Source organism: Stenotrophomonas sp. NY11291, assembly GCF_023277365.1.
Taxonomy (GTDB): Bacteria; Pseudomonadota; Gammaproteobacteria; order Xanthomonadales; family Xanthomonadaceae; genus Stenotrophomonas; species Stenotrophomonas geniculata.
The window spans coordinates 477,956-498,817 of record NZ_CP096975.1; the positions used below are offsets into that span (position 1 = coordinate 477,956).

The 20,862-nt window shown below is 66.9% G+C and carries 19 protein-coding genes; 16 read left to right on the plus strand and 3 right to left on the minus strand.

The window, feature by feature from the left end:
• Positions 1–154 precede the first annotated feature (154 nt).
• Both cycA and M1L61_RS02190 read left to right on the plus strand, forming a co-directional pair.
• A complete protein-coding gene (cycA, locus tag M1L61_RS02185; RefSeq protein ID WP_143994934.1) occupies positions 155–1,528 on the plus strand; it encodes a D-serine/D-alanine/glycine transporter in 1,374 nt (457 codons plus the stop codon).
• A gap of 319 nt (positions 1,529–1,847) precedes the next feature.
• Positions 1,848–2,624 carry a lytic transglycosylase domain-containing protein gene (locus tag M1L61_RS02190; RefSeq protein WP_197602437.1) on the plus strand — a complete coding sequence of 259 codons (777 nt, stop codon included), beginning with the start codon at positions 1,848–1,850 and terminating at the stop codon, positions 2,622–2,624.
• Between the two features lie 93 nt (positions 2,625–2,717).
• Here M1L61_RS02190 and M1L61_RS02195 read toward each other — a convergent pair whose 3' ends face one another.
• Positions 2,718–4,238, minus strand: coding sequence for a hypothetical protein (locus M1L61_RS02195; RefSeq protein WP_248854253.1), 1,521 nt, complete (start codon positions 4,236–4,238; stop codon positions 2,718–2,720).
• 165 nt (positions 4,239–4,403) lie between these two features.
• On the opposite strand from M1L61_RS02195, the gene M1L61_RS02200 reads away from it, so the two are divergent.
• Complete coding sequence (locus tag M1L61_RS02200) at positions 4,404–6,485, plus strand: NHL repeat-containing protein (RefSeq protein ID WP_248854254.1); 2,082 nt, start codon at positions 4,404–4,406, stop codon at positions 6,483–6,485.
• Here the strand turns inward: M1L61_RS02200 and M1L61_RS02205 are convergent.
• Positions 6,463–6,870 carry a YciI family protein gene (locus M1L61_RS02205; protein ID WP_010484148.1) on the minus strand — a complete coding sequence of 136 codons (408 nt, stop codon included), beginning with the start codon at positions 6,868–6,870 and terminating at the stop codon, positions 6,463–6,465. The two genes, M1L61_RS02200 and M1L61_RS02205, sit on opposite strands and share 23 nt — an antisense overlap.
• A gap of 749 nt (positions 6,871–7,619) precedes the next feature.
• Between M1L61_RS02205 and M1L61_RS02210 the strand changes: the two genes are divergently transcribed.
• The 13 genes from M1L61_RS02210 (at position 7,620) to M1L61_RS02270 (ending at position 20,106) form a co-directional block, all read left to right on the plus strand.
• On the plus strand, positions 7,620–8,033 hold the full coding sequence (locus M1L61_RS02210) for a YciI family protein (protein ID WP_043403334.1): 414 nt from the start codon (positions 7,620–7,622) through the stop codon (positions 8,031–8,033).
• Between the two features lie 67 nt (positions 8,034–8,100).
• Complete coding sequence (locus tag M1L61_RS02215; RefSeq protein ID WP_005415090.1) at positions 8,101–8,523, plus strand: VOC family protein; 423 nt, start codon at positions 8,101–8,103, stop codon at positions 8,521–8,523.
• Between the two features lie 40 nt (positions 8,524–8,563).
• Complete coding sequence (locus tag M1L61_RS02220; protein WP_049480831.1) at positions 8,564–8,974, plus strand: VOC family protein; 411 nt, start codon at positions 8,564–8,566, stop codon at positions 8,972–8,974.
• Between the two features lie 24 nt (positions 8,975–8,998).
• Positions 8,999–9,355: a DUF1428 domain-containing protein gene (locus M1L61_RS02225; RefSeq protein ID WP_010484145.1), complete on the plus strand. Its 357-nt coding sequence runs from the start codon at positions 8,999–9,001 to the stop codon at positions 9,353–9,355.
• Positions 9,356–9,400: 45 nt separating this feature from the next.
• Positions 9,401–10,663, plus strand: coding sequence for a sigma-70 family RNA polymerase sigma factor (locus tag M1L61_RS02230; protein ID WP_248854255.1), 1,263 nt, complete (start codon positions 9,401–9,403; stop codon positions 10,661–10,663).
• 107 nt (positions 10,664–10,770) lie between these two features.
• On the plus strand, positions 10,771–11,967 hold the full coding sequence (locus tag M1L61_RS02235) for a hypothetical protein (RefSeq protein ID WP_248854256.1): 1,197 nt from the start codon (positions 10,771–10,773) through the stop codon (positions 11,965–11,967).
• Positions 11,958–13,058 (plus strand): hypothetical protein, encoded by a 1,101-nt coding sequence (locus tag M1L61_RS02240; RefSeq protein WP_019337987.1) that lies wholly within the window; start codon positions 11,958–11,960, stop codon positions 13,056–13,058. Before M1L61_RS02235 ends, M1L61_RS02240 begins: the two co-directional genes overlap by 10 nt.
• 135 nt (positions 13,059–13,193) lie before the next feature.
• A complete protein-coding gene (locus tag M1L61_RS02245) occupies positions 13,194–13,871 on the plus strand; it encodes a hypothetical protein (RefSeq protein WP_010484141.1) in 678 nt (225 codons plus the stop codon).
• Between the two features lie 16 nt (positions 13,872–13,887).
• Entirely contained in the window at positions 13,888–15,534 is a 1,647-nt protein-coding gene (locus M1L61_RS02250) for a CsgG/HfaB family protein (RefSeq protein ID WP_248854257.1), read from the plus strand.
• Between the two features lie 347 nt (positions 15,535–15,881).
• Complete coding sequence (locus tag M1L61_RS02255) at positions 15,882–17,531, plus strand: M28 family metallopeptidase (RefSeq protein WP_248854258.1); 1,650 nt, start codon at positions 15,882–15,884, stop codon at positions 17,529–17,531.
• Between the two features lie 176 nt (positions 17,532–17,707).
• The gene (locus tag M1L61_RS02260) at positions 17,708–18,967 is read left to right on the plus strand and encodes a histidine kinase (RefSeq protein WP_227200268.1); all 1,260 of its coding nucleotides are present in this window, start codon (positions 17,708–17,710) and stop codon (positions 18,965–18,967) included.
• A complete protein-coding gene (locus M1L61_RS02265; protein ID WP_010484137.1) occupies positions 18,957–19,727 on the plus strand; it encodes a LytTR family DNA-binding domain-containing protein in 771 nt (256 codons plus the stop codon). The genes M1L61_RS02260 and M1L61_RS02265 overlap by 11 nt, the downstream gene beginning before the upstream one ends.
• Before the next feature lie 34 nt (positions 19,728–19,761).
• Positions 19,762–20,106, plus strand: coding sequence for a hypothetical protein (locus M1L61_RS02270; protein ID WP_125431868.1), 345 nt, complete (start codon positions 19,762–19,764; stop codon positions 20,104–20,106).
• A gap of 39 nt (positions 20,107–20,145) precedes the next feature.
• Here M1L61_RS02270 and M1L61_RS02275 read toward each other — a convergent pair whose 3' ends face one another.
• Entirely contained in the window at positions 20,146–20,760 is a 615-nt protein-coding gene (locus M1L61_RS02275) for a hypothetical protein (protein WP_010484135.1), read from the minus strand.
• Between the last annotated feature and the right edge of the window lie 102 nt (positions 20,761–20,862).

Genomic DNA, 20,862 nt, shown 5'->3' on the forward strand with positions numbered 1-20,862 from the left:
ATGGCGCCGGGCCGGGCGGAATGGGATGAATCCGGTATTTGGTCACATTGTGATGAAAGCGGCCAAGTTTGACGGGATTGGCTCATCCGGCGCTGGCGCTCCTGCCTGAGGAGGACTACCTTCGAACGCTTCGCCCGCCCTTTTGCCCGCGCCCATGACCGAGCCCGCAACGCCCCCCGAGCACCTGCGCCGCAGCCTGTCCAACCGCCACCTGCAGTTGATCGCCATTGGCGGTGCCATCGGCACCGGCCTGTTCATGGGGTCGGGCAAGACCATCAGCCTGGCCGGCCCGTCCATCGTCTTCGTCTACCTGATCATCGGCGCGATGCTGTTCTTCGTGATGCGCGCGATGGGCGAACTGTTGCTGTCCAACCTGCAGTACAAATCCTTCATCGATTTTTCCACCGATCTGCTCGGCCCCTGGGCCGGCTTCTTCTGTGGATGGACGTACTGGTTCTGCTGGATCGTCACCGCCATCGCCGATGTGATCGCCATTGCCGCCTACGCGCAGTTCTGGTTCCCCGGGCTTGAAGCCTGGAAACCGGCGCTGGCGTGCGTGATGCTGCTGCTGTCGTTGAACCTGGTGACGGTGAAGCTGTTCGGCGAGATGGAATTCTGGTTCGCGCTGATCAAGATCGTGGCGATCTGCGCGCTGATCATCACCGGTGCCGGATTGGTGGCATGGGGCTTCACCTCGCCCAGTGGCCATACCGCGGCGCTGTCGAACCTGTGGAATGACGGCGGCATGTTCCCGATGGGCCTGGTCGGCTTCTTCGCCGGCTTCCAGATTGCAGTGTTCGCTTTCGTCGGCATCGAGCTGGTCGGCACCACCGCCGCCGAAACCGCCGACCCCGAGCGCAACCTGCCCAAGGCGATCAATTCGATTCCGGTGCGCATCATCATCTTCTACGTACTGGCGCTGATCGCGATCATGGCCGTCACCCCGTGGCGCCAGGTGGTGCCGGACAAGAGCCCGTTCGTGCAGCTGTTCGTGCTGGCCGGTATTCCGGCCGCGGCCAGCCTGATCAACTTCGTGGTGCTGACCTCTGCCACGTCCTCGGCCAACAGCGGCATCTTCTCCACCAGCCGCATGCTGTACGGCCTGGCCGAAGAGGGCCACGCCCCGCGTGGGTTGTCGAAACTGTCACGCGCCGCCGTGCCGGCCCGTGGCCTGCTGTTCTCGTGCCTGTGCCTGCTCGGTGGCACGCTGCTGATCTACCTGATTCCGAACCTGGTGACCGCCTTCACCCTGGTCACGACGCTGGCGACGGTGCTGTTCATCTTCGTGTGGTCGCTGATCCTGGTGGCCTACATGGCCTATCGCCGCCGCTACCCGGAACGCCACGCTGCGTCGATCTTCAAGATGCCCGGCGGGGTTGCCATGTGCTGGGCCTGCCTGGTGTTCTTCGCGGCCGTGCTGGTGCTGTTGAGCCTGCAGCCCGACACCCGCCAGGCATTGATCGCCAGCCCGGTGTGGTTCGTGCTGCTTGGCGTGGGGTATTGGGTGCGCCGCAGGACCGCGAAGTGATCCAGGTGTTCCGTCACATCGATTGATCCATCGTCTCCAGGCAGCTTCATCCACGCATGGCGTGGATCTACTGTCAGCCGCAGGAAACTGTCGAGGGCGGGTGGGTGTGGCCCGGCAGGACCGTTGGCGCCATGGATGGCGCCATCGAGCCCCCATGGATGGGTTTACGGCGTGTCCTGCCGGGCCACACCTATCCGACCAGCCCTCAACAGCCCAGCGCTGCTCTGGGTATTGACATTGCCTCTGCAGGTGCAGGGCGCAGCCCTGCCGGCCCCCATTCACCCAACATTAGCGGGCGCGGCCGGATGATCCGGCCGCCATGCCCCGTCGCCCTCTCCTGCTAGCGCTGTTGCTGCTGCCCAGCCTGTGGCCCGGGCTGGCTGCCGCGCGCACCGTCTACCGCTGCGTGCAGGGCAACACCGTCAGCCTGGCCACCGCACCGGAACCCGGTTCACGCTGCACCCCGAAGGAAATCGACGACAACGCCATCCAGACCCCGAACCTGTGGGGCAACATGGGCGTGTTCAGTGGCGTGCTGTACGAGCGCGAGCAGGATGGCGCGCTGGTCTACTCCACCCGCAACCTGCCCGGCTCGCGGGTGTTCCTGAAGTTCACCATGGCCACGCCGCCGGGCGAGCCGGCCCACGAAGGCCTGGGCAAGGTCGGCAAGCCGCAGCTGGCGCAGCACGCCAAACAGTTCAAGGCTGCGGCCAAGGCTACGGGCGTCGATGACGCGTGGCTGCGCGCGATTGCCCATGCTGAAAGCAACTTCGATGCGCTGGCGGTGTCCAGCAAGGGCGCACAGGGCGTGATGCAGTTGATGCCGGACACCGCGCAGGAGTACGGCGTGAATGATCCGTTCTCGCCCCAGCAGTCGATCGATGGCGGCGCCCGCTACATGCGCGCGCTGCTGCGTCGCTACAACGGTGATCGGCCGCTGGCGGCGGCTGCGTACAACGCCGGCATCGGCGCGGTCACCCGCTACAAGGGCGTGCCGCCCTATGCCGAAACCCTGGCCTATGTGGACAAGGTGATGGCGCTGTACGCGCGCTACCGCGAGGCGATGGGCATCCGTACCGAGGTGCCGGCGCGCTAGGCCAGTGGCGCTGTACGCGCGGTGTAGCGCCGAGCCCATGCTCGGCTGCGCCAATTGCAGCCGAGCATGGGCTCGGCTCTACACAAAAGCTCCTCAGCGCGAGGTGGAGGTGCTGACCAGTTCGTAGCGTTCGATGCGGCCCAGGCGGGCAACCTCGGCCTGCACGTCGGCGCGTTGCTTCAGCGCACGCCAGGCCGCATCGATCTTCACGTCACCGGGCAGCGACGGATAGGTGCGCATGTCCTGCAGGGAGGCCAGTGTCTCGCCGCGCTCGACGGGTGAGCGCAGCTGTTCGATCAGCACGGCAGCGGCGCCGTCGAGATTGCCCTCGTCCAGCAGCATCTCGCGCTGGAACAGGCGCGCGTCATCGCCCTGGGCCAGGATCGCTGCACGCGCGGCCTGTTCGGCCTTCGCATCGCCACGTTCACGGGCGGCAACGAACTGCAGCAGTGCCTGGGCCGCCTTGCCGTAACCGGCCAGGCCCGGCATGTCATTCACCGCGGTGGCGGCATCCTGCATGCGGCCCAGCGAACTGAGCACGAAGCCGACGTTGAACTGGTGCTCGGCACCATCCGGGCCCAGTGCGCCGATGCGTGCGGCAAGTTTGGCTGCCGCCAGCGCATCATCGGTACGGCCCAACCGGCGCAGCGCCGTAAGCCGGCTGTTGAGCAGCCACGCCACCCATTCGGCTTCCGCCGCCGAGGGCGACTCGCCTTCGGCCGCCGCACTGGCCATGCCATCGGTCAGTGCCAGCACTTCCTCGTTGCGGTCCAGCATCAGCAGCGTGCTGCTGAACTCGGCCATGCGTGCATCCAGCGCCCGGTCGAGCAGGCCGGAAACCCGCAGTTCGTCGAGGTGCTTCTGTGCAGCCTGCACCGGATCGAAGCGGGCATCGGCGCGGTCGACATAGCGGTCAAACCGCTTGTCACTGCGCAGGCGGATGATTTCGGCGGGACCGGTGATGCGCGCCAGCGTGGCGGGAATATCGTCGCCACGACCGTTGTCGGCCTGCAGCGTGGCCAGTGCCAGCCACAGTCCGGTGGGTTCCAGGCCGCCGCTCTTCCAGCCGTTGTCGAACAGCGCCTGCAGCAGTTCCATGCGCTGCTGCGGCTGGTCCCGCAGGCGGAACTGCAGGTAGTTGATCGCGTGGCGGTCCACCGGCAACGGCGCGTCGGCATGCTTCAGTGCCTGCACCAGGTGCTTCGTGGCGGGCGCTGGTTGGTTCTCGGACAGTTCCACCGAGACCAGGGTCAGCAGGATCTGCGCATCGTCCGGCAGTGCTTCCTGAGCGCGCTGCAGGTAGCGGCGGGCCTGATCCGGCTTCTTCTGCACCATCGCGGTCCAGCCGGCCACCTGCGCGGCGCGGCCGCGATGTTCGGCATCGAAGTCATCCAGCATCGGATCTTCCATCAGCCGTTCCATCGCGATCAGCGCGCCCAGCGTGTTGCCACTGCGCGACTGCTGGATGGCCTCATCCCATCGCGTGGCATAGGCCTGGTGCATTGCATCGGCGGTGACGGACGGCTTCTGTGGCACCACCGTGATCGAGGCTGTGGCGGATGAACTGGCCAATGCGGCAATCAGCAGGGCGGCGAGGGGGAGGATGCGGGGCATGGAGGATCTCCATCCGTGGGAACCGCATTGAACCCGCTGCAGCCAGCGAGAACAAGCGCGATGGATGGAACTCTGGCGTTTGGCCGTACGATTGGCCATGGCGGATCGTGCGTTCAGCGTCTATTGTCGGTGCCTCTTCAGGCAGCAGGCAGGCAGCGCAGCACGATGGCACGGTGGCAATGGATGGCGGCAGGCGTAGCGTTGGCGACGGTAGTGGCATTGGCTGCGACCTGGTGGGAGACACCGCTGCATACGCTGGCTGAACCGGTGGGTCCGGTTCCAACGCCGCTGGCGTGGACCGCGCAGATCGAACCGCTGGCCGGCGATGGCCACCCGGGTAACCGCGACGGCGCCGCCGCGCAGGCACGTTTCGCCGATCCGTACGCGTTGCTGCGCAGTGCCGATGGCAGCGTCTATTTCACCGATGCCGGCGACAACAACCGGATCCGTCGCCGCCTTCCCGATGGCCGTGTTGAAACGGTGGCCGGGCAGGGCGAGGGGCGCGTCGATGGCCCGGCACTGCAGGCCAGTTTCAATACGCCCTCGGGCATTGCCGCCGACGCGCAGGGCAACCTGTATGTGGCCGACACCGGCAACCATGCGATCCGCCGGATCGGCACCGATGGGCAGGTGACCACGCTGGCGGGTGGTGAACAGGGCTATGCCGATGGGCCGGCCGCGCAGGCGCGCTTTGATGCGCCGATGGGCATCGCGGTGGACGCGCAGGGCCAGGTCTACGTGGCCGATACCTACAACGACCGCATCCGGGTGATCGGTACTGATGGCAACGTGCGCACCCTGGCCGGTGGTGAGCGCCCGGGAATGGCCGATGGCGTGGGCGCTGCGGCGCGCTTCGATACGCCGGTGGCACTGGCCTTCGATGCGCAGGGCGCGCTGCTGGTGGCCGATCTGTTCAACAACGCGGTACGCCGCATAGGCGCTGATGGCACGGTCAGCACCGTGGTCGCCGCCGGTGGCGTGATCAATGGGCCGCTGTCGCTGGCCACCACCCACGACGGCGTGCTGTACGTGGGCGACATGGATGGCCGCATCGTGCAGGTGACACCGCAGGGCCACCAGATCGCGCTGGTCGGCAATGGTCGCCTGCCGCGCCTGGCCCGCCCCAGCGGATTGGCGATGGATGCCGATGGCAGCGTGCTGGTGGCCGACGCCGCCAGCTACCGTCTGCATCGCCTGCGCCCGCTGCCGGTAGGCGAGCTGCCCGCGCCGGCACTGGTCGGCCCGGCCGCCGATGCCGCCTTGCCCGATACCGGCGGGCGCTGGCCGTTGGCGCCGCAGGATGGCTGGCACGAAGTAGTCGGCACACTGGGTGAAGTGCGCGGCAACTTCAAGGGCGAGAGTCGCCATCACCTGCACGGTGGCTTCGACGTGCGCGGTGATGTGGGCCAGACCGTGCTGGCGATCGCCGATGGCAAGATCAGCAGCCCGATGGCGGCCTGGAGCCTGGGCGAGCAGGCCGAGGGCCTGGCGGTGGACCGCCTCAAGTACATCCACATGCGGGTGGGCCGCACCCCACGCAATGAACCGTTCGATGCGCGCTGGCAGGCACTGTACGACGAGCAGGGCAAGCTGGAGCGGATGCGCGTGCGGCGCGGCATGCGTATCCACGTCGGCGATCGCCTGGGCAGCATCAACAACCAGGCGCATGTGCACCTGGCCGTGGGTACCGGTGGTTTCGAGACCAACGCCGTGGCGCTGGGCTTCAAGAACTACGCCGACCACTTCGCACCGCGCATCACCGATGTGGCGCTGCTGGACGACACCGACCAGCCCATGGCCGCCGGCAGCGACGGCGTGGTGATGGTGGCGCGGCAGGGGCGTGGCGTGCAGATCGTGATCGAGGCCTGGGACCAGGTTGACAACAATTTGCCGCGTCGACGCCTGGGCATGTACCAGGTGGGCTACCAGATCCTCGATGCGGCTGGGCAGCCGCTGCAGGGTTACGAGCAGCCGCGCTGGAACATCGTGTTCAACCGCATGCCGCCGCAGAAGGAAGCGGTGCGCGTGGCCTACGCCCCCGACAGTGGGATCACCGTGCATGGCAGCGCGGTGACCCGTTTCCGTTATCTGGCCACCAACACCGTGCGTGACGGCCTGATGGAAACCGGGCGTTGGCAGCCGTCGGCGCTGCCGCCGGGTGAGTACATCGTGCGCGCCAGCGTGCGCGACTACAGCGGCAACGAAGGCATCGGCCCGCGCGAGATCAGGGTACGGCTGCTGCCATAGCGGCAGCCGGGGCGCCGCAGCGTTCGCGCTCGGCGTCCATGTCTTCCAGCGGCCGCACTTCGATGCTGCCGAAGCGTGCCCACGGGAAGTCGCGGGCGATGCGCATGGCTTCGTCGCGGTCGCGGGCGACGATCAGGTTGAAGCCGGCCAGCAGTTCACGGGTTTCGGCGAACGGGCCATCCAATACGCGACTGTGGCCATCACGCACGCGCAGGGTCTGCGCGGTGTCGACCGGCTGCAGCTTCTGCGCGGCCAGCAGCGTGCCTTCGGCCTGCAGCTTGTCGGCATGGGCCAGGCAGTCGCGCATCAGCGCGTTGAATTCTTCGATGGGCAGGGCCTGCAGCAGGGCAGGCTCGATGTAGATCAGAAGCAGGTACTGCTGCATGGCACGATCCTGGCGGGGGCGGGGTGCCCATGATGGCGCAGGTTTGCCTGCCGGCATGCTGCAGCGCGAAAAGCCGCCTGCGGCGGGCGATCGGCGAACGGCGGAGCCCCTCCGTGGTGGGGTGGGTTGGTCGCTGAAAGCGGGTTTCCTGAGGGTGGGCCGGGCGGGTGGGATTGGCGGGGACGCCGTGAACCCGTCCATGGGGGCTTAGCCGCGCCATCCATGGCGCGGATACCCCGCCAACCCCACCCGCCCGGCCCCAGACAGATTCCGGCGGCCGATCCACCACGGGAAATCAACAACAAGAGCAAAAGCGGGTCGCTTCGCTCGCAAAGCAGAGGCCGCCAGCCAACCGCCGTTGCTTTTGCTGTTGCTGTTGCTGTTGCTGTTGCTTTTGCTTTTGCCTTTTCTCTTGATCTTCCCGTGGTGGGTACCGGAGGCAAGAAACTGTCCAAGGCCGGGTGGGTAGGCGGGGCGGGGGTGTCCGCGGCATGGATGCCGCGGCCAAGCCCCCATGGATGGGTTTACGGCGTCCCCCGACCCGCCTACCCACCCGGCCAAACCCATGAACCCGAGCTTTCAGCGACCAACCCAAACCCGCCACGGAGGGGCTCCGCCGTTCGCCGCCTCCCACCGAAGGCGTGCTTTCCACGCAGAAAAAAAATTTCCGGAAACGTGTCGATTCCGATGACCCTGGTTCGTTGTACCCAGTGAAGGGCACGCACCACGCGTCCCCACGGGAGACTGCAATGAAAGTGATGGTGATCGTGAAGGCCAACGCCGACTCCGAAGCCGGCCGCATGCCCAGCGAACAGGAACTGTCCGAAATGGGCGCCTTCAACGAACAACTGGTGGCCGCCGGCATCATGCTGGCCGGTGAAGGCCTGCACGCCACCCAGCGCGGTCGCCGCATTCACTTCGGCAGTGGCGCACCCAGGGTCGAGGCCGGTCCGTTCGGTCCCGCCAGCGAACAGATCGCCGGCTTCTGGCTGTGGGACGTGCGGTCGCTGGAGGAAGCTGTCGAGTGGGCCAGCCGCGCGCCGTTCGGCAGTGGCGGCACGCTGGAACTGCGCCCGCTGATCACCGCCGAAGACTTCGGTGAAGCCTTCACCCCCGACTTACAGCAGCAGGAACAGCGTCTGCGTGCACAGCTGGAAGGTTGACCCGATGCATCTCCCCGCCGGGCACGGCCCGGCGCTACTGCCCTGAACCGCACAACGGAGTATTGCCATGAGACTGATTCCCTTCCTCGGCTTCAGCGGCCAGGCCCATGAGGCGATGGCGTTCTATGCCAAGGCACTCGGTGGCCAGGTCACCTCGGAAATGAAATACCGCGACATGCCGCCCTCCGATGGATCGCCGGGCTGCAACGAGATGCCGCCGGAAACCCTGGACCACGTTGCGCACAGTCAGCTGGAAATCGGCAGCGCCATCGTGATGGCGGCCGACGGTCCCGGCGGTGGCGAGGGCGGCTCGACCACCATCAATGTCGACGTCGACAGCATCGAAGAAGCCGAACGCGTGTTCGCTGCGCTGGCCGAAGGTGGCCAGGTGCAGATGCCGATCGCCGAAACGTTCTGGGCGCACCGCTGGGGCATGCTGATTGATCGCTACGGCAAGCCGTGGATGGTCAACTGCATGAAGCAGCCCTGATCCCTCCCTCTTTCCTCTTCCTCCACAAGGAGCGTTACCAATGAGTGCACCACAACCGCAGATGATCTTCGTCAACCTGCCCGTGCAGGATCTGGAGAAATCCAAGGCGTTCTTCACCGCGCTGGGCTACAGCTTCAATCCAACCTATACCAATGACGATGCGGCTGGCATGGTCATCAGCGAAAGCATCTACGTGATGCTGCTGACCCAACCTTTTTTCCAGCAGTTCACCAACAAGCCGATTGCCGATGCGCACACCCACACGGAAGTGATCAATGCGCTCTCGGCGCCCAGTCGCGAGGCCGTTGATGTGCTGGTGGACAAGGCACTGGCCGCCGGCGCCAGCGAACCGCAGCCGGCGCGCGACCTGGGCTTCATGTACCAGCGTGGCTTCCAGGACCTGGATGGCCATCTCTGGGAAATCGCACACATGGATGGCGAGCCGGGCTGACGGCCGCCGCAAGGGAGAACCCTCATGGCTTACGTGGATGCTTACGTGCTGCCGTGCCCGCAGGACAAGGTGGCGGCCTACCGCCGCCTTGCCCGCAAGGCCGGCGCGGTGTGGAAGGACCATGGCGCGCTGCAGTACATGGAGTGCGTGGCCGACGACGTGGAACCGGGCAAAAGCACGTCATTCCCGCGCGCGGTGAAAGCCAAGCCCGGCGAAACGGTGATCGTCGCCTTCGTGGTGTTCCGCTCGCGCGCGGCGCGCGACCGCATCAACGCCAGGGTGATGGCCGACCCGCGGCTGGCGTCGCTGGGCCCGAAGGACATGCCGTTCGATACCAAGCGCATGTTCTGGGGCGGCTTCAAGCCGATTGTTGAAGCGTGAGCTGCGGCGCTTGTGCGGGCCGGGCGTGCGTGCTGTGATCGGCGCATGCTCGATCCCGCACTGACGCAGCGTCTGGAAACCCTCTGGCGGATGGAGTCGCCGGTGTTGATCGCGCGCCTGGCGCGGCTGCTCGGGGGCGATGTCGGCCGTGCCGAGGAGCTGGCCCAGGACACCTGGCTGGCCGCGCTGGAGCGCTGGCCGGAGCAGGGCATCCCGGACAATCCCGGAGCCTGGCTGATGACCACTGCGCGCAACCGTGCCATTGATGTGCTGCGCCAGCACCAGCGGGTGGCGCAGCAGCATGCGCAGTGGGGCGAGGAACTGCATCCGGCGGCGTTGCCGGCACCCGATGACAACCAGGCGCTTGAAGATGACCTGGGGGACGACCTGCTGCGGCTGATGTTCGTGGCCTGCCATCCGGTGCTGCCGGCCGATGCACGGGTGGCACTGACCTTGCGTCTGCTCGGTGGCCTGACCACGACCGAGATCGCCCGCGCCTTCCTGCAGCCCGAGCCGACCATCGCCCAGCGCATCGTGCGCGCCAAGCGCACCCTGGCGCAGAAGCAGGTGCCCTATGAAGTGCCGCGCGCCGAGGCAATGCCCGAGCGGCTGGCGTCGGTGCTGGAGGCGATCTATCTGGTGTTCAACGAGGGCTATGCGGCCAGTGCCGGTGACGACTGGATGCGTCCGGCGCTGTGCGAGGAGGCACTGCGGCTTGCGCGCATTCTGGCGCACCGGCTGCCGGTGCCGCCGGTGCTGGGCCTGCTGGCGCTGATGGAGCTGCAGGCCTCGCGTGCCGCAGCAAGGACGGATGCGCAGGGCGTGCCGGTGCTGCTGGACCAGCAGAACCGCGCGCGCTGGGACTGGCTGCAGATCGAACGCGGGCAGCAGGTGCTGGCGCGCGCGCTGGCCGCCGGTGGCAGCGACGATCCCTATGTGCTGCAGGCGCGCATCGCAGCCTGCCATGCGGCGGCGCGGCGTCCCGAAGACACCGACTGGCCGCGCATCGCAACGCTCTATACGCAGCTGTTGCAGGTGCAGCCCTCGCCAGTTGTCGCATTGAACCGCGTGGTGGCGATACTGCGCAGCGACGGTGCCTTCGTGGCCTGGGCGCAGCTGCAGCCGTTGCTGGTGGACGCGCGACTGCGCGAGTACGCGCCGCTGCAGGTGGTGCACGGGGAGCTACTACAGAAGCTGGGGCGGGAGCAGGATGCACATCACGCTTTTGCCGAAGCCGCCAGACTCAGCCAGAACCAGGCAGAGCGCGGCCTGCTGCGGCAACGGGCTGGTCTGCCCCCCGCGGAGTGACCTCGACGAAGGCAGCACTTGTCGGCAGCCCCGCGAGCCGTTATGTTTCGCGCCCAGCGGACGCGTCAGCGTCCACTTTCCATGCGTATTGACCGAGGAGCGGTTGGATGTATTCAAGGACGAAGAGCGCATCGCGCGCTTTTGCGCGCCTGCTTGCCTGTGCCCTGTGCCTGGCCGTATGGCCGATGGCCGTGCAGGCGGCAGACAAATCACAGCAGGCCTATTGGGCCGGTTTTGCCTACACCGCTGATGCCGCCGCCGTGCAGGCGACCACGCCGCATGCGCATGCGGTGCTGGAACAGCGCGGCCTGATTCCGTTGAACCAGGCGCTGGCACAGTCGCTCAAGCGCCACGCCCCGGCCCACCTGCAGCTGATCGACCAGCCGGTGGCGATGCTCGACGGCACCACCAGCGCGACCGTGCTGGCCGCGGCACTGGACCGCGAACTGGTCTCGGTCGAGCCGATCGGTGACCAGTACAAGGTGCTGGTGGAAGTGGCGCTGCAGGCGCTGTTCTTCGACTTCCGCGAGCGCCAGGTGATCGCGTCCTATCCGCTCACCCTGCAGCGCATCGACGTGCAGGATTACCGGCCGGACAACGACGATATCGACGCAATCGTCGCCGATCTGCTGTACGGCAGTGCCGATACCAGCCTGTCGCAGGTGCTGGCCGCCAGCCTCGCCCAGGCCAAGCTGCCCGATGCCGCGGTGCGTCGCCTGCAGGTCGGTGGTGTGACCCTGTCCGACGCGGTCCGCGCCAAGCTGCCCGACCCGAAGTGGGACGCCCCGCTGCGCGCCACGCTGGCCCATGAACTGTCCAAGACGCTGTCGTCCAACACCGGCGTCGGCCTGCTGCCGCCGGCCTCGGGCCAGGCGATCGGTGGTGCGATGGCGGCGCGCTTTGCCGACGGCAAGGTCTACCAGCTGAAGATCCCCGAGCCGGACTACGTCATCAACCTGCAGGTGGATGCGTTGAAGAACGGCGTGATCGAAGAAACCCCGGCGATGAAGACGATGCTGTTCGGCGCGTTCTTCACCGCCAAGGTGACCGAGCCGTTCTCCGGCAAGGTCTATTTCGAACAGCCGCTGCGCAAGGGGGCCACCAAGGTGGTGCCGGTCACGCAGTGGCAGGTCGACCAGTGGTCGGCCAGCTACGAAACCCTGCTGGCGGGCCTCGATGCCTTCGCCGGCGCCGCCGCCAAGCGCGCCGATTCGCGCGGCTGGCTGGACGAACAGAAGCCGGGCGGCCGCCCGTTGCAGCAGCAGACCCAAGCCCTCCAGGAGTTGATCAAGTCATGTCGTTGATGCGTACCATCCTGCTCATCCTCATCGCCCTGGTGGTGGCCTCGCCGGTCGCTGCGCAGACCGCCAGTTCGCGCGGTACTGGTTCGGCCAGCTACGGCCTGCGCCTGAGTGCCGACACCCGTGCCCAGGCCCTGAACAAGGCCAAGGTCAATGCACTGGAGGCGTACATTGCCGAAACCGGTGCGGCCAAGCTGCGCCTGTTCGAAGCGCGCCGCGCCGAGTTCATCGGCGAGATCGACCGCTACGTGCTCAGTGCCGTGCAGCTGTCGGACACCGAAGACAAGAAGGCCAAGACCTACACCGTCACCGTCCGCGCCGAGATCAACACCACCCTGCTGCAGACCAAGCTGGATGCAGGTTCGGCCGTGGCCGGTGCCACCGCCGCCCAGCGTTCGCTGCTGACCTTCCTGTTCATGGCGCGCTCGCAGGACACCGTGCAGTCGTTCCAGGACAAGGAATACCGCCGCGTCGACGCCAGCAGCAGCTACAGCGAGAACACCCGTGAAGGCGACAGCTTCCGCGGCAACTCGGTGAGCACCAACGGCAGCATCAACCAGAACGGTTCGATGTCGGTCACCAGTGGTGGCAGCACCACCCAGCGCAGCGACAACATCAGCTGGAAGGTGGCCAACGCGGCCGAAGTGAACACCGCGATGACCGGTGCCTTCAGCGCCGCCGGCTACGAAGTGGTCGAAGCCGAATACGTGGAAGGCGAGTCGCGCGGCCTGCTCAGCATCGAGCGCATCCGCAAGGACTTCAGCACCGGCAACGACCTGGCGCCGGCCACCCTGCGTGATACCGCCAACGGCATCCGTGCGGCCAACATTCCGTACATCGCCGTCGGCACCCTCGACGTCGGCATGCGCGACCGCGATCCGGCCAGCGGCAACACCCGCGTGTTCGTCACGGTCACCGGCAAGGTGCTGGACGTGACCGGTCGTTTCCCGCGCACCGTGTCGTCGGTGGGCCCGGTGCAGTTCTCCGGTACCGGGCCGAACGAAACCGTCGCCCGTACCAACGCGCTGCAGCTGGCGGCTGAAAAGGCTGCCCAGCAGATGATCAACGAACTGAACGTCAAGGCGGTCCGCTGACGTTACCGCTGCGCTCGCCGGGCATGGCCCGGCGCTACCGGCTCTGGTGGGTGCCGAGCTTGCTCGGCACTGACTCGCTGCCATCCCCGATCTCGCGTGCCGCGCTGCGGCCGTCTCTCTCATAAAGGAAATCCCATGATCCGCAATACCGCTCTTGTCGTGGCCATCGCTGCCGCCACCCTGTCGATGCCGGCCCACGCTGGCCTGGGCAAGCTGAAGGACCTGGCCGGTGCCGCCACCGGCACCTCCAGCAGCAGCGCCTCCAGCGCCGCCGCTCCGGACGAAGCCGCGCAGGAAGCGCTGGTGCGTCGTTTCGTTACCTCGCAGTCGCACTCGCTGCAGGCCCAGACCTCGTTCGCCCGCGCCTTCGGCCTGGCCGAGCAGGTGCAGCTGCTGGAAGCCGAGCGCCAGGCGCTGTCGTCGGGTTCGGTCAGCGTCGATGCGATGAAGAAGTCGGTGTCGGTCAGCGAAGCGGCGCAGGCGGCGATCAACGAGCGCCAGGCCGCGCAGCCGGAACTGAACGCTGAATCCAAGCAGCACTACGCCGAAGGCCTGGTCTCGCTGCTGTCCTCGGCGGCCGAAGCACAGAAGCTGGGCGGCGAAGCCAGCAACTTCACCGCCGGCATGAAGAACCTGGGTGCGACCCAGCTGGCCACCGTCGGCCGCAAGCTGGCGGCAGGTGCATGGGTGGCCAAGGAATCGCCGGGCTTCATCCAGGGCCTGTACGGCTCGACCAAGTCGGCCGTGACCTTCGCCAAGAAGAGCAAGGTGAAGGTGCCGTCCAACGCCGATTCGATGCTCGACAAGCTCTGATCCGAGGCGAATCTCCATGCGTATGACCTACCGTTTGATCGGCCTGGGCCTGGCTGCCACGCTGCTTGCAGCCTGTGGCAAGCAGGACACCCCGGCCGCCGCGCCCGCCAAGGACAAGGCAACCAGTGCACTGGCCAGCAATGCGCCCGTGGAAGCAGCGCCCCTGCGTGGCACGCCGGATTTCGGCGGCACCACCCAGGTCGCGCGCGAAGCCGACGGCATCGGCAGCACCCCGGAACTGGCGGTGCTGGCGGCATTGCAGTCGGCGGTGGCGCAGGTCAACGGCGTACGCGTGGCCAGCCAGATGCAGAGCCTGCGTGCAGGCCTGCATGTGGATGTGGATGACGAACACGTCGGCGATATCCGCGCCGACGCGTTCACCCAGCAGATGATCGCCGGCTCGCAGGGCGCGGTGCTGGGCTATGAAATCCTGTCGCAGGAAGAAGTGCGGCAGCTGGACGAGGAAACCATCGCCCGCGTGCGCGCCAGCGACGAAGGCTGGAGCTTCAAGGGCTCGGCGTCGGCCAGTGCGTCCGGCGAAGCCTCGGCCAAGGGCGGTTCGGCCTCGGCCAGTGTCAAGCAAAGCTACGACGAGAAGGTGAGTGTTGATGCCAAGCGTGGCGCCAGCTCCTACGATTCCGATGTGACCCATCGCAGCATGCGCAGCTACTGGAAGGTGCGCGTGCGCGCACAGATCGCCCAGTACCGTGCACCGGACGAGCAGGGCAAGCCGAAGATCGTGGTTGCGCTGCCGCGCACCAAGGCCGGCAGCTACGCCGTGGGTGACGGCCGCGTGGACGCGGACGAAGTGGCCGACGCGATCCGCGCCCGCCTGTCCGACACGCTGACCCAGACCCAGCGCTTCATCGTGCTGGACCGCGAGTTCGGTGACGAACTGCAGGCCGAGATCGACCACATCAACAGCGGCAACGTGCGCCTGCAGGACACCGCACGCGTGGTCCAGCAGCTGGCGACCGACCTGATCCTGATCCCGACCATCGAACGCTTCGAGTACCCGCGCAGCGTGCGCAACCTGCGCATGTCCGACCGCCAGGTGACCTCGTACTCCGGTGGCGGGCGCATCACCCTGCGCCTGATCAACGCCACCACCGGCCAGGTGGTGATGTCCGACAGCTTCGACCACCAGCTGGCCTCGACCGGCCCCAGCACCCTGCCGCGCGTGGTCAACGGTCGCAACATGGCCGCGGCGATGATGGAGTCGCTGTCCGGCCAGATCGGCACCACCATCGTCACCACGCTGTTCCCGGTGTCGGTGGTCTCGGTGGACGGCGACCAGGTGGTACTGAGTCAGGGCGGCGAAACGCTGCAGGCTGGCCAGCGCTGGCAGGCCGTGCGCCTGGGCGAAGAACTGAAGGACCCGCAGACCGGCCGCTCGCTGGGCCGCAGCGAACACCCGTGCTGCACCATCCGCATCGATCGCGTGGCTGCACAGACGTCCTACGGCACCATCGAAGACGGCGTCGACGCGATGCGCGGCGGCTTCCGCCCGGGCCAGATCGAACTGCGCCAGAAGCTGGGCAGCAAGCCGGCAACGGCCGCCGCAGGCGCGACCGCCTCGGCCGCTCCCGCCGCCGCCGCACGCCCGGCCGCCAAGCCGAAGCCCAAGGCCGCGGCGGCCCCGGCCGAAGACCCGAACTGGTAACAGGCTCAAGCAACACACAGATGGGGTCAGAGCCCTTTCCCGACGGGAAAGGGATCTGACCCCTTCGTGTTTCCGAGCGTGTCGACCAAGGTCGACACCTACCAACAGCAGCGGGAATCTGTCGAAGGCGGGGTGGGTCCGGTTGCGGGGGCGTGAGCCGCATGGATGCGGCGACCGAGCTTACATGGACGTACTTGCAGCGACCCCCGCAACCGGACCCACCCCGCCATCCCACGGAATGCCGCTGTTGCTTCGGCTGTTGCTGTTGCCCTGGCCTCTGCAGGTGCAGGGCGCAGCCCTGCCGAATCCCATTACACTCCAGAGAGATTTCCCTGCTGGAGAGAGCAATGAAGCGAGTAGCACTGGGCGTGCTGGCCCTGTCAGTGTCGAGCGCACTGATGGCCGCCACCCCGAAATTCGACGGCGCGCGGATCTCCGCCGACGTCAAGGAACTGGCCTCCGACGCCTACGAAGGCCGCTCCCCGGCCACCGCCGGCGAAGAGAAGACCATCGCCTTCCTCAGCAAGCAGTTCGCCGATGCCGGCCTGCAGCCGGGCGGTGACCTCAAGGATGGCAAGCGCCTGTGGACCCAGGCCGTGCCGCTGCGCAAGGGTGACATCGTCGGCGCACCGCAGCTGGCGCTGCACCAGGGCGGCAAGACCGTTGCGCTGGAGCAGGGCAAGCAGATCGCCGTGCGCGCCGCCATGAACGGCGCCAGCAACGTCGATATCAGCAAGGCGCCGCTGGTGTTCCTCGGCTACGGCGTGAAGGCCCCGGAGCGCAACTGGGACGACTTCAAGGGCGTGGACCTGAAGGGCAAGATCGCCGTCGTGCTGATCAACGACCCGGACTTCGAGACCGGCCAGGGCGACTTCGACGGCAAGGGCATGACCTACTACGGCCGTTGGACCTACAAGTACGAAGAAGGTGCCCGCCAGGGCGCGCTGGGCGTGCTGATCGTGCACGAGACCGCACCGGCGTCGTACGGCTGGGCCACCGTGGCCGGCTCCAACACCAACACCATGTTCGACGTGGTGCGTGACAACCCGGCCGACAGCCACCCGCTGCTGGAAGGCTGGATACAGCGCGACCTGGCCGTGGAGCTGTTCCGCTCGGCCGGGCAGGACTTCGAAGCGCTGAAGAAGAAGGCGCAGCAGCGCGACTTCACCCCGGTGCCGCTGACCGGCGCCAGCCTGGACGCGAAGTACGCGGTGAAGACCGAAGTGATCACCTCGCACAACGTGGCCGCGCGCCTGGAAGGCAGCCGCCACCCGGACGAGACCATCGTCTACAGCGCGCACTGGGACCACATCGGCGTGGGCGAGCCGGACGCGCGTGGCGACCGGATCTTCAATGGCGCACTGGACAACGCCAGTGGCACCGCATCGCTGATCGAACTGGCGCGCGGCTTCGCCAAGGCCAAGCGCCCCGAGCGCTCGGTGCTGTTCCTGGCGGTCACCGCCGAGGAAAAGGGCCTGCTGGGTTCGGAGTACTACGCCACCCATCCGCTGTACCCGCTGGAAAAGACTGTGGCGGTGATCAACATGGATGGCATGGCACCGTTCGGGCCGTCGCGTGATTTCGGCATCTACGGCGCCGCGCGCTTCGAGCTGCTGGACCAGCTGAAGGACGTGGCCAAGGGCTGGGACATCCGCTACACGCCGGACCCGAAGCCGGAAGCCGGCCTGTTCTTCCGCTCCGATCACTTCCCGTTCGCCAAGCGTGGCGTGCCGGCGCTGTCCTGGTCGGCCGGCCAGGACTGGGTGGATGGCGGCGTGGCCGCAGGCAAGAAGGCGTCCGAGGACTACACCGCCAAGCGTTACCACCAGCAGGGCGACGAATGGCAACCGGACTGGGTGTTCGCCGGTGCCGCCCGCGACCTGGAAGTGCTGTACACGCTGGGCAACCAGCTGGCCAACTCCCGTGCCTGGCCGAACTGGAGCAGGGACGAGTCGTTCCGCGCCGTACGCGACGCCAGCGCCGACCAGCGCAAATAACGGCGTTCGGTAGTGCCGGCCGCTGGCCGGCATTGCCCCCGCCCGGAATCGCCGGGCCATGCCCGGCGTTTCCGTAACGGCTTCCATCCCCGCTTTCGGGCCCTTCGTCGCAGCCCGCTTGTTTGCCCGGCGGGCCGCCCTATGCTCGGCTCACCCCCTTCCTCCAAGGCGCCGCCGTGTTTGCCAGCCTCTCTCTCCTGCTTCGTCACCTGCTGGCCTGGGCTGCGGCGCTGTTTGTCGCCGGCATGGTCTGGAGCGGCATCTTCAGCGGCATGAACGATGGCCCGGGCTGGATCTTCGGCCTGCTGGCGATGTTCCTGATGATTTCCGCGCTGGGCAGCGCGATTACCCATGTACGCCGCGTCTGGCTGGTCGCCGGCCGGCTGGATTCGACCACGCTCTCCGGCCGCCAGCGCCGCCAGGTGGAACTGCCGATGGATGCCGGCCAGGCATTCTCGGTGGTGGAAGCGGCCATCGCCGAACTGCCGCGCGTTGAAGACGTGGAAAGTTCGGCCGGCAGCCTGCAGGTACGGGCCTACGTGCGCCGCGTGGATGCCTGGAACGGCCGCCAGCCGTCGCGCTGGAATCTGCCGGCTCGGCTGGCGATCAAGCGCAACAGCGTGCTGGCGACGGTCACGCCGGGGCAGGGCACCAGTACCGTCACCCTGCTGTTTGAACCGGATGCCGGCTGGTGGGCCGACCTGCTGGCGCTGGATGAGGGCAGCAACTTCGAGAACGCCGAAGCGGTCACCCGCGCGATCAGCCGCCGTGTTGCCGACCAGCGCCGCGACGAGCAGGCCGCGGCCGAGCAGACCCAGGTGGAAAAGGAACTGTCGGTGGCCCGGTTGAATCTGCTGCATGCGCAGGTGGAACCGCACTTCCTCTACAACACGCTGGCCAACGCGCAGGTGCTGACCCGCACCGACCCGGCACGTGCCGACCAGATGCTGGGCCACCTGATCCAGTACCTGCGCAGCTCGTTGCCACAGGTGGACGAATCGCTGTCCACGCTGGGCGTGGAGCTGGAGCGCACCCGTGCCTACCTGGAGATCCTGCGTATCCGCATGGGCGCACGGCTGGGGGTGGAGGTGCAGGTGCCGAACGAGCTGCACGGCGTGCAGCTGCCGGCGATGGCGCTGCAGACGCTGGTGGAGAACGCGATCAAGCATGGCCTGGAACCCAAGCCCGGCGGTGGCACGATCTGGATCCTGGCGCGTGGCTTCGATGACCATGTGACGGTGACGGTGGCCGATGATGGCCTCGGCTTCGGCCAGGGCACCAGCGGTACCGGCATCGGCCTGAAGAACCTGCGCGAGCGCCTGCGCCTGACCTGCGGTGAGCAGGCCGGCGTGGCGATCGTCGCCAACTTCCCCAGCGGCGTGGCCGCAACCATGACCCTGCCGCAGTCGAACAAGGGGCGCAGCCATGCCGCTTGAGGCGCTCATTGCCGAAGACGAGGAACTGCTGCGGCAGTCGCTGGTCGAGCAGCTGGGCCGGTTGTGGCCGGACCTGAAGCTGGTGGCCGAGTGCGAGGATGGCGCCAGTGCACTGGAGCAGCTGGCCGAGAAGCAGCCGGACATCGCCTTCCTCGACATCCGCATGCCCGGCATCAGTGGCATTGAAGTAGCCCGTTCGCTGTCCGAGCTGAGCCCGCGCACCCAGGTGGTGTTCGTCACCGCCTACGACCAGTACGCCATCGACGCGTTCGAGCAGGGCGCGATGGATTACCTGCTGAAGCCGGTCAGCGACGAGCGCCTGCTGGCCACCCGTGAACGCATCCTGTCGCGGCTGCCATCAACGCGCCAGGACGATGCCGTACTCGAGCGCCTGCTGCGGCGCCTGGGGCCATCGCAGGGTGCGGCAGAGCGCCCGCCATTGGCCTGGATCACCGCGAGCAACGGCCGCGAGACGCAGCTGATCATGCTGGAAGACGTGGCCTACTTCCGTGCCGACAACAAGTACACCACCGTGGTGACCGCTGCCGGCGAGAGCCTGTTGCGCACGCCGCTGCGCGAACTGCTGGAAGTGCTTGACCCGCAGCATTTCCGCCAGATCCATCGTTCGACCATCGTCAACATGAAGGCAGTGGCGGCGGTCAGCCGCGACGATACCGGGCGCGGCGTGCTGCGCCTGCGTGGGCGCACGGAGACGCTGGTGGTCAGCCAGCCGTTCATGAGCCTGTTCCGCGGCATGTAGCCGCAGCCGCATCCCCCTGCACCGAGGAATGAACATGTCCCGTCTGCTGATTGCGTGCGTTGCCGTGCTGGCACTGGCCGGCTGCGAAAAATCCCGCAACACCTCGATCACCCGCACCCATGCCAACGGCGTGGACACGCTGTACAGCAAGAGTACGGTAGTCGATGGGGAGGCGCGCTTTCAGTGCATTGCCAGCAGCAGTGGCCACTGCCATTACCTGGTGCTGGACCCAGCGTGCAGCACCGATGCCGCGTGCACCACACCGCCGCTGCGCCGGTTCGCCGTTGCAGCAGGCAAGACCGAGGCTATGCGTGGGCTACCCAACGGCTTCCGTCAGTGCGTCAGCCAGGACCGGATAGAACACTGCCACCGTGAGTGATCACGGTGGCAGTGTGGGTCCCCCCGCTTCCCTGAAGGGTCAGTAGGCAGGCTGCAGTGTCAGGTCGTGGTGGTGCTCGTTCTCGCCCACATGGTTCAGGCGGCCGACCAGTTCGGAGTGCTGCTTCATGCGCCCGATCTCGGTCATGATGCGGATGTCCTCGTGGCGCAGCTCGCGTTTGGCGGTGACCGCCTGCTTGTAGTCCAGCACTTCCGGGTAGTGCTCGGCCAGGTCCAGCGCCTCGGCCACGTGCTCGACGCTGTCGGCCTTGGAACTGATGCGGGCGCGGCTGTTGAACGCCTTCATCCAGCGCTCGAAGCCGGCCTGCTGATCGAACATGTTGGCCATGAACCAGATCACGAACAGGATCGACACCCACGAGCCGAACACGATCACCACGCGGGTGAAGGTGATATGGAAGTCGTCGCGCCACAGGTAGTTGGCGATCAGGCCCAGGATCAGCAGCGAGGCCGCCTGCCAGCCGACGATCGAGGCGATCAGCCACTGGCACTTGGCCTGGGCCAGCACAGCCACTTCATCGCGGATCTGCTGCTCGCTGAGGTTGCGCCAGTGCGCCACCTGTTTGTCGAACGGGCTGCTGTAGAGCTCGTTGTCGCGAAGCAGAATTCCCAAACCCTTGAACAAGGCAATCATGGCTGGCTCCTTGTGGAACGTGCGTCGATCAGCATTGGACGGTGTGGCGGATCCAGTTCTAGCACTTCCAGCGAGCCGTGCAATGGGGGCAATGCCAAGCGG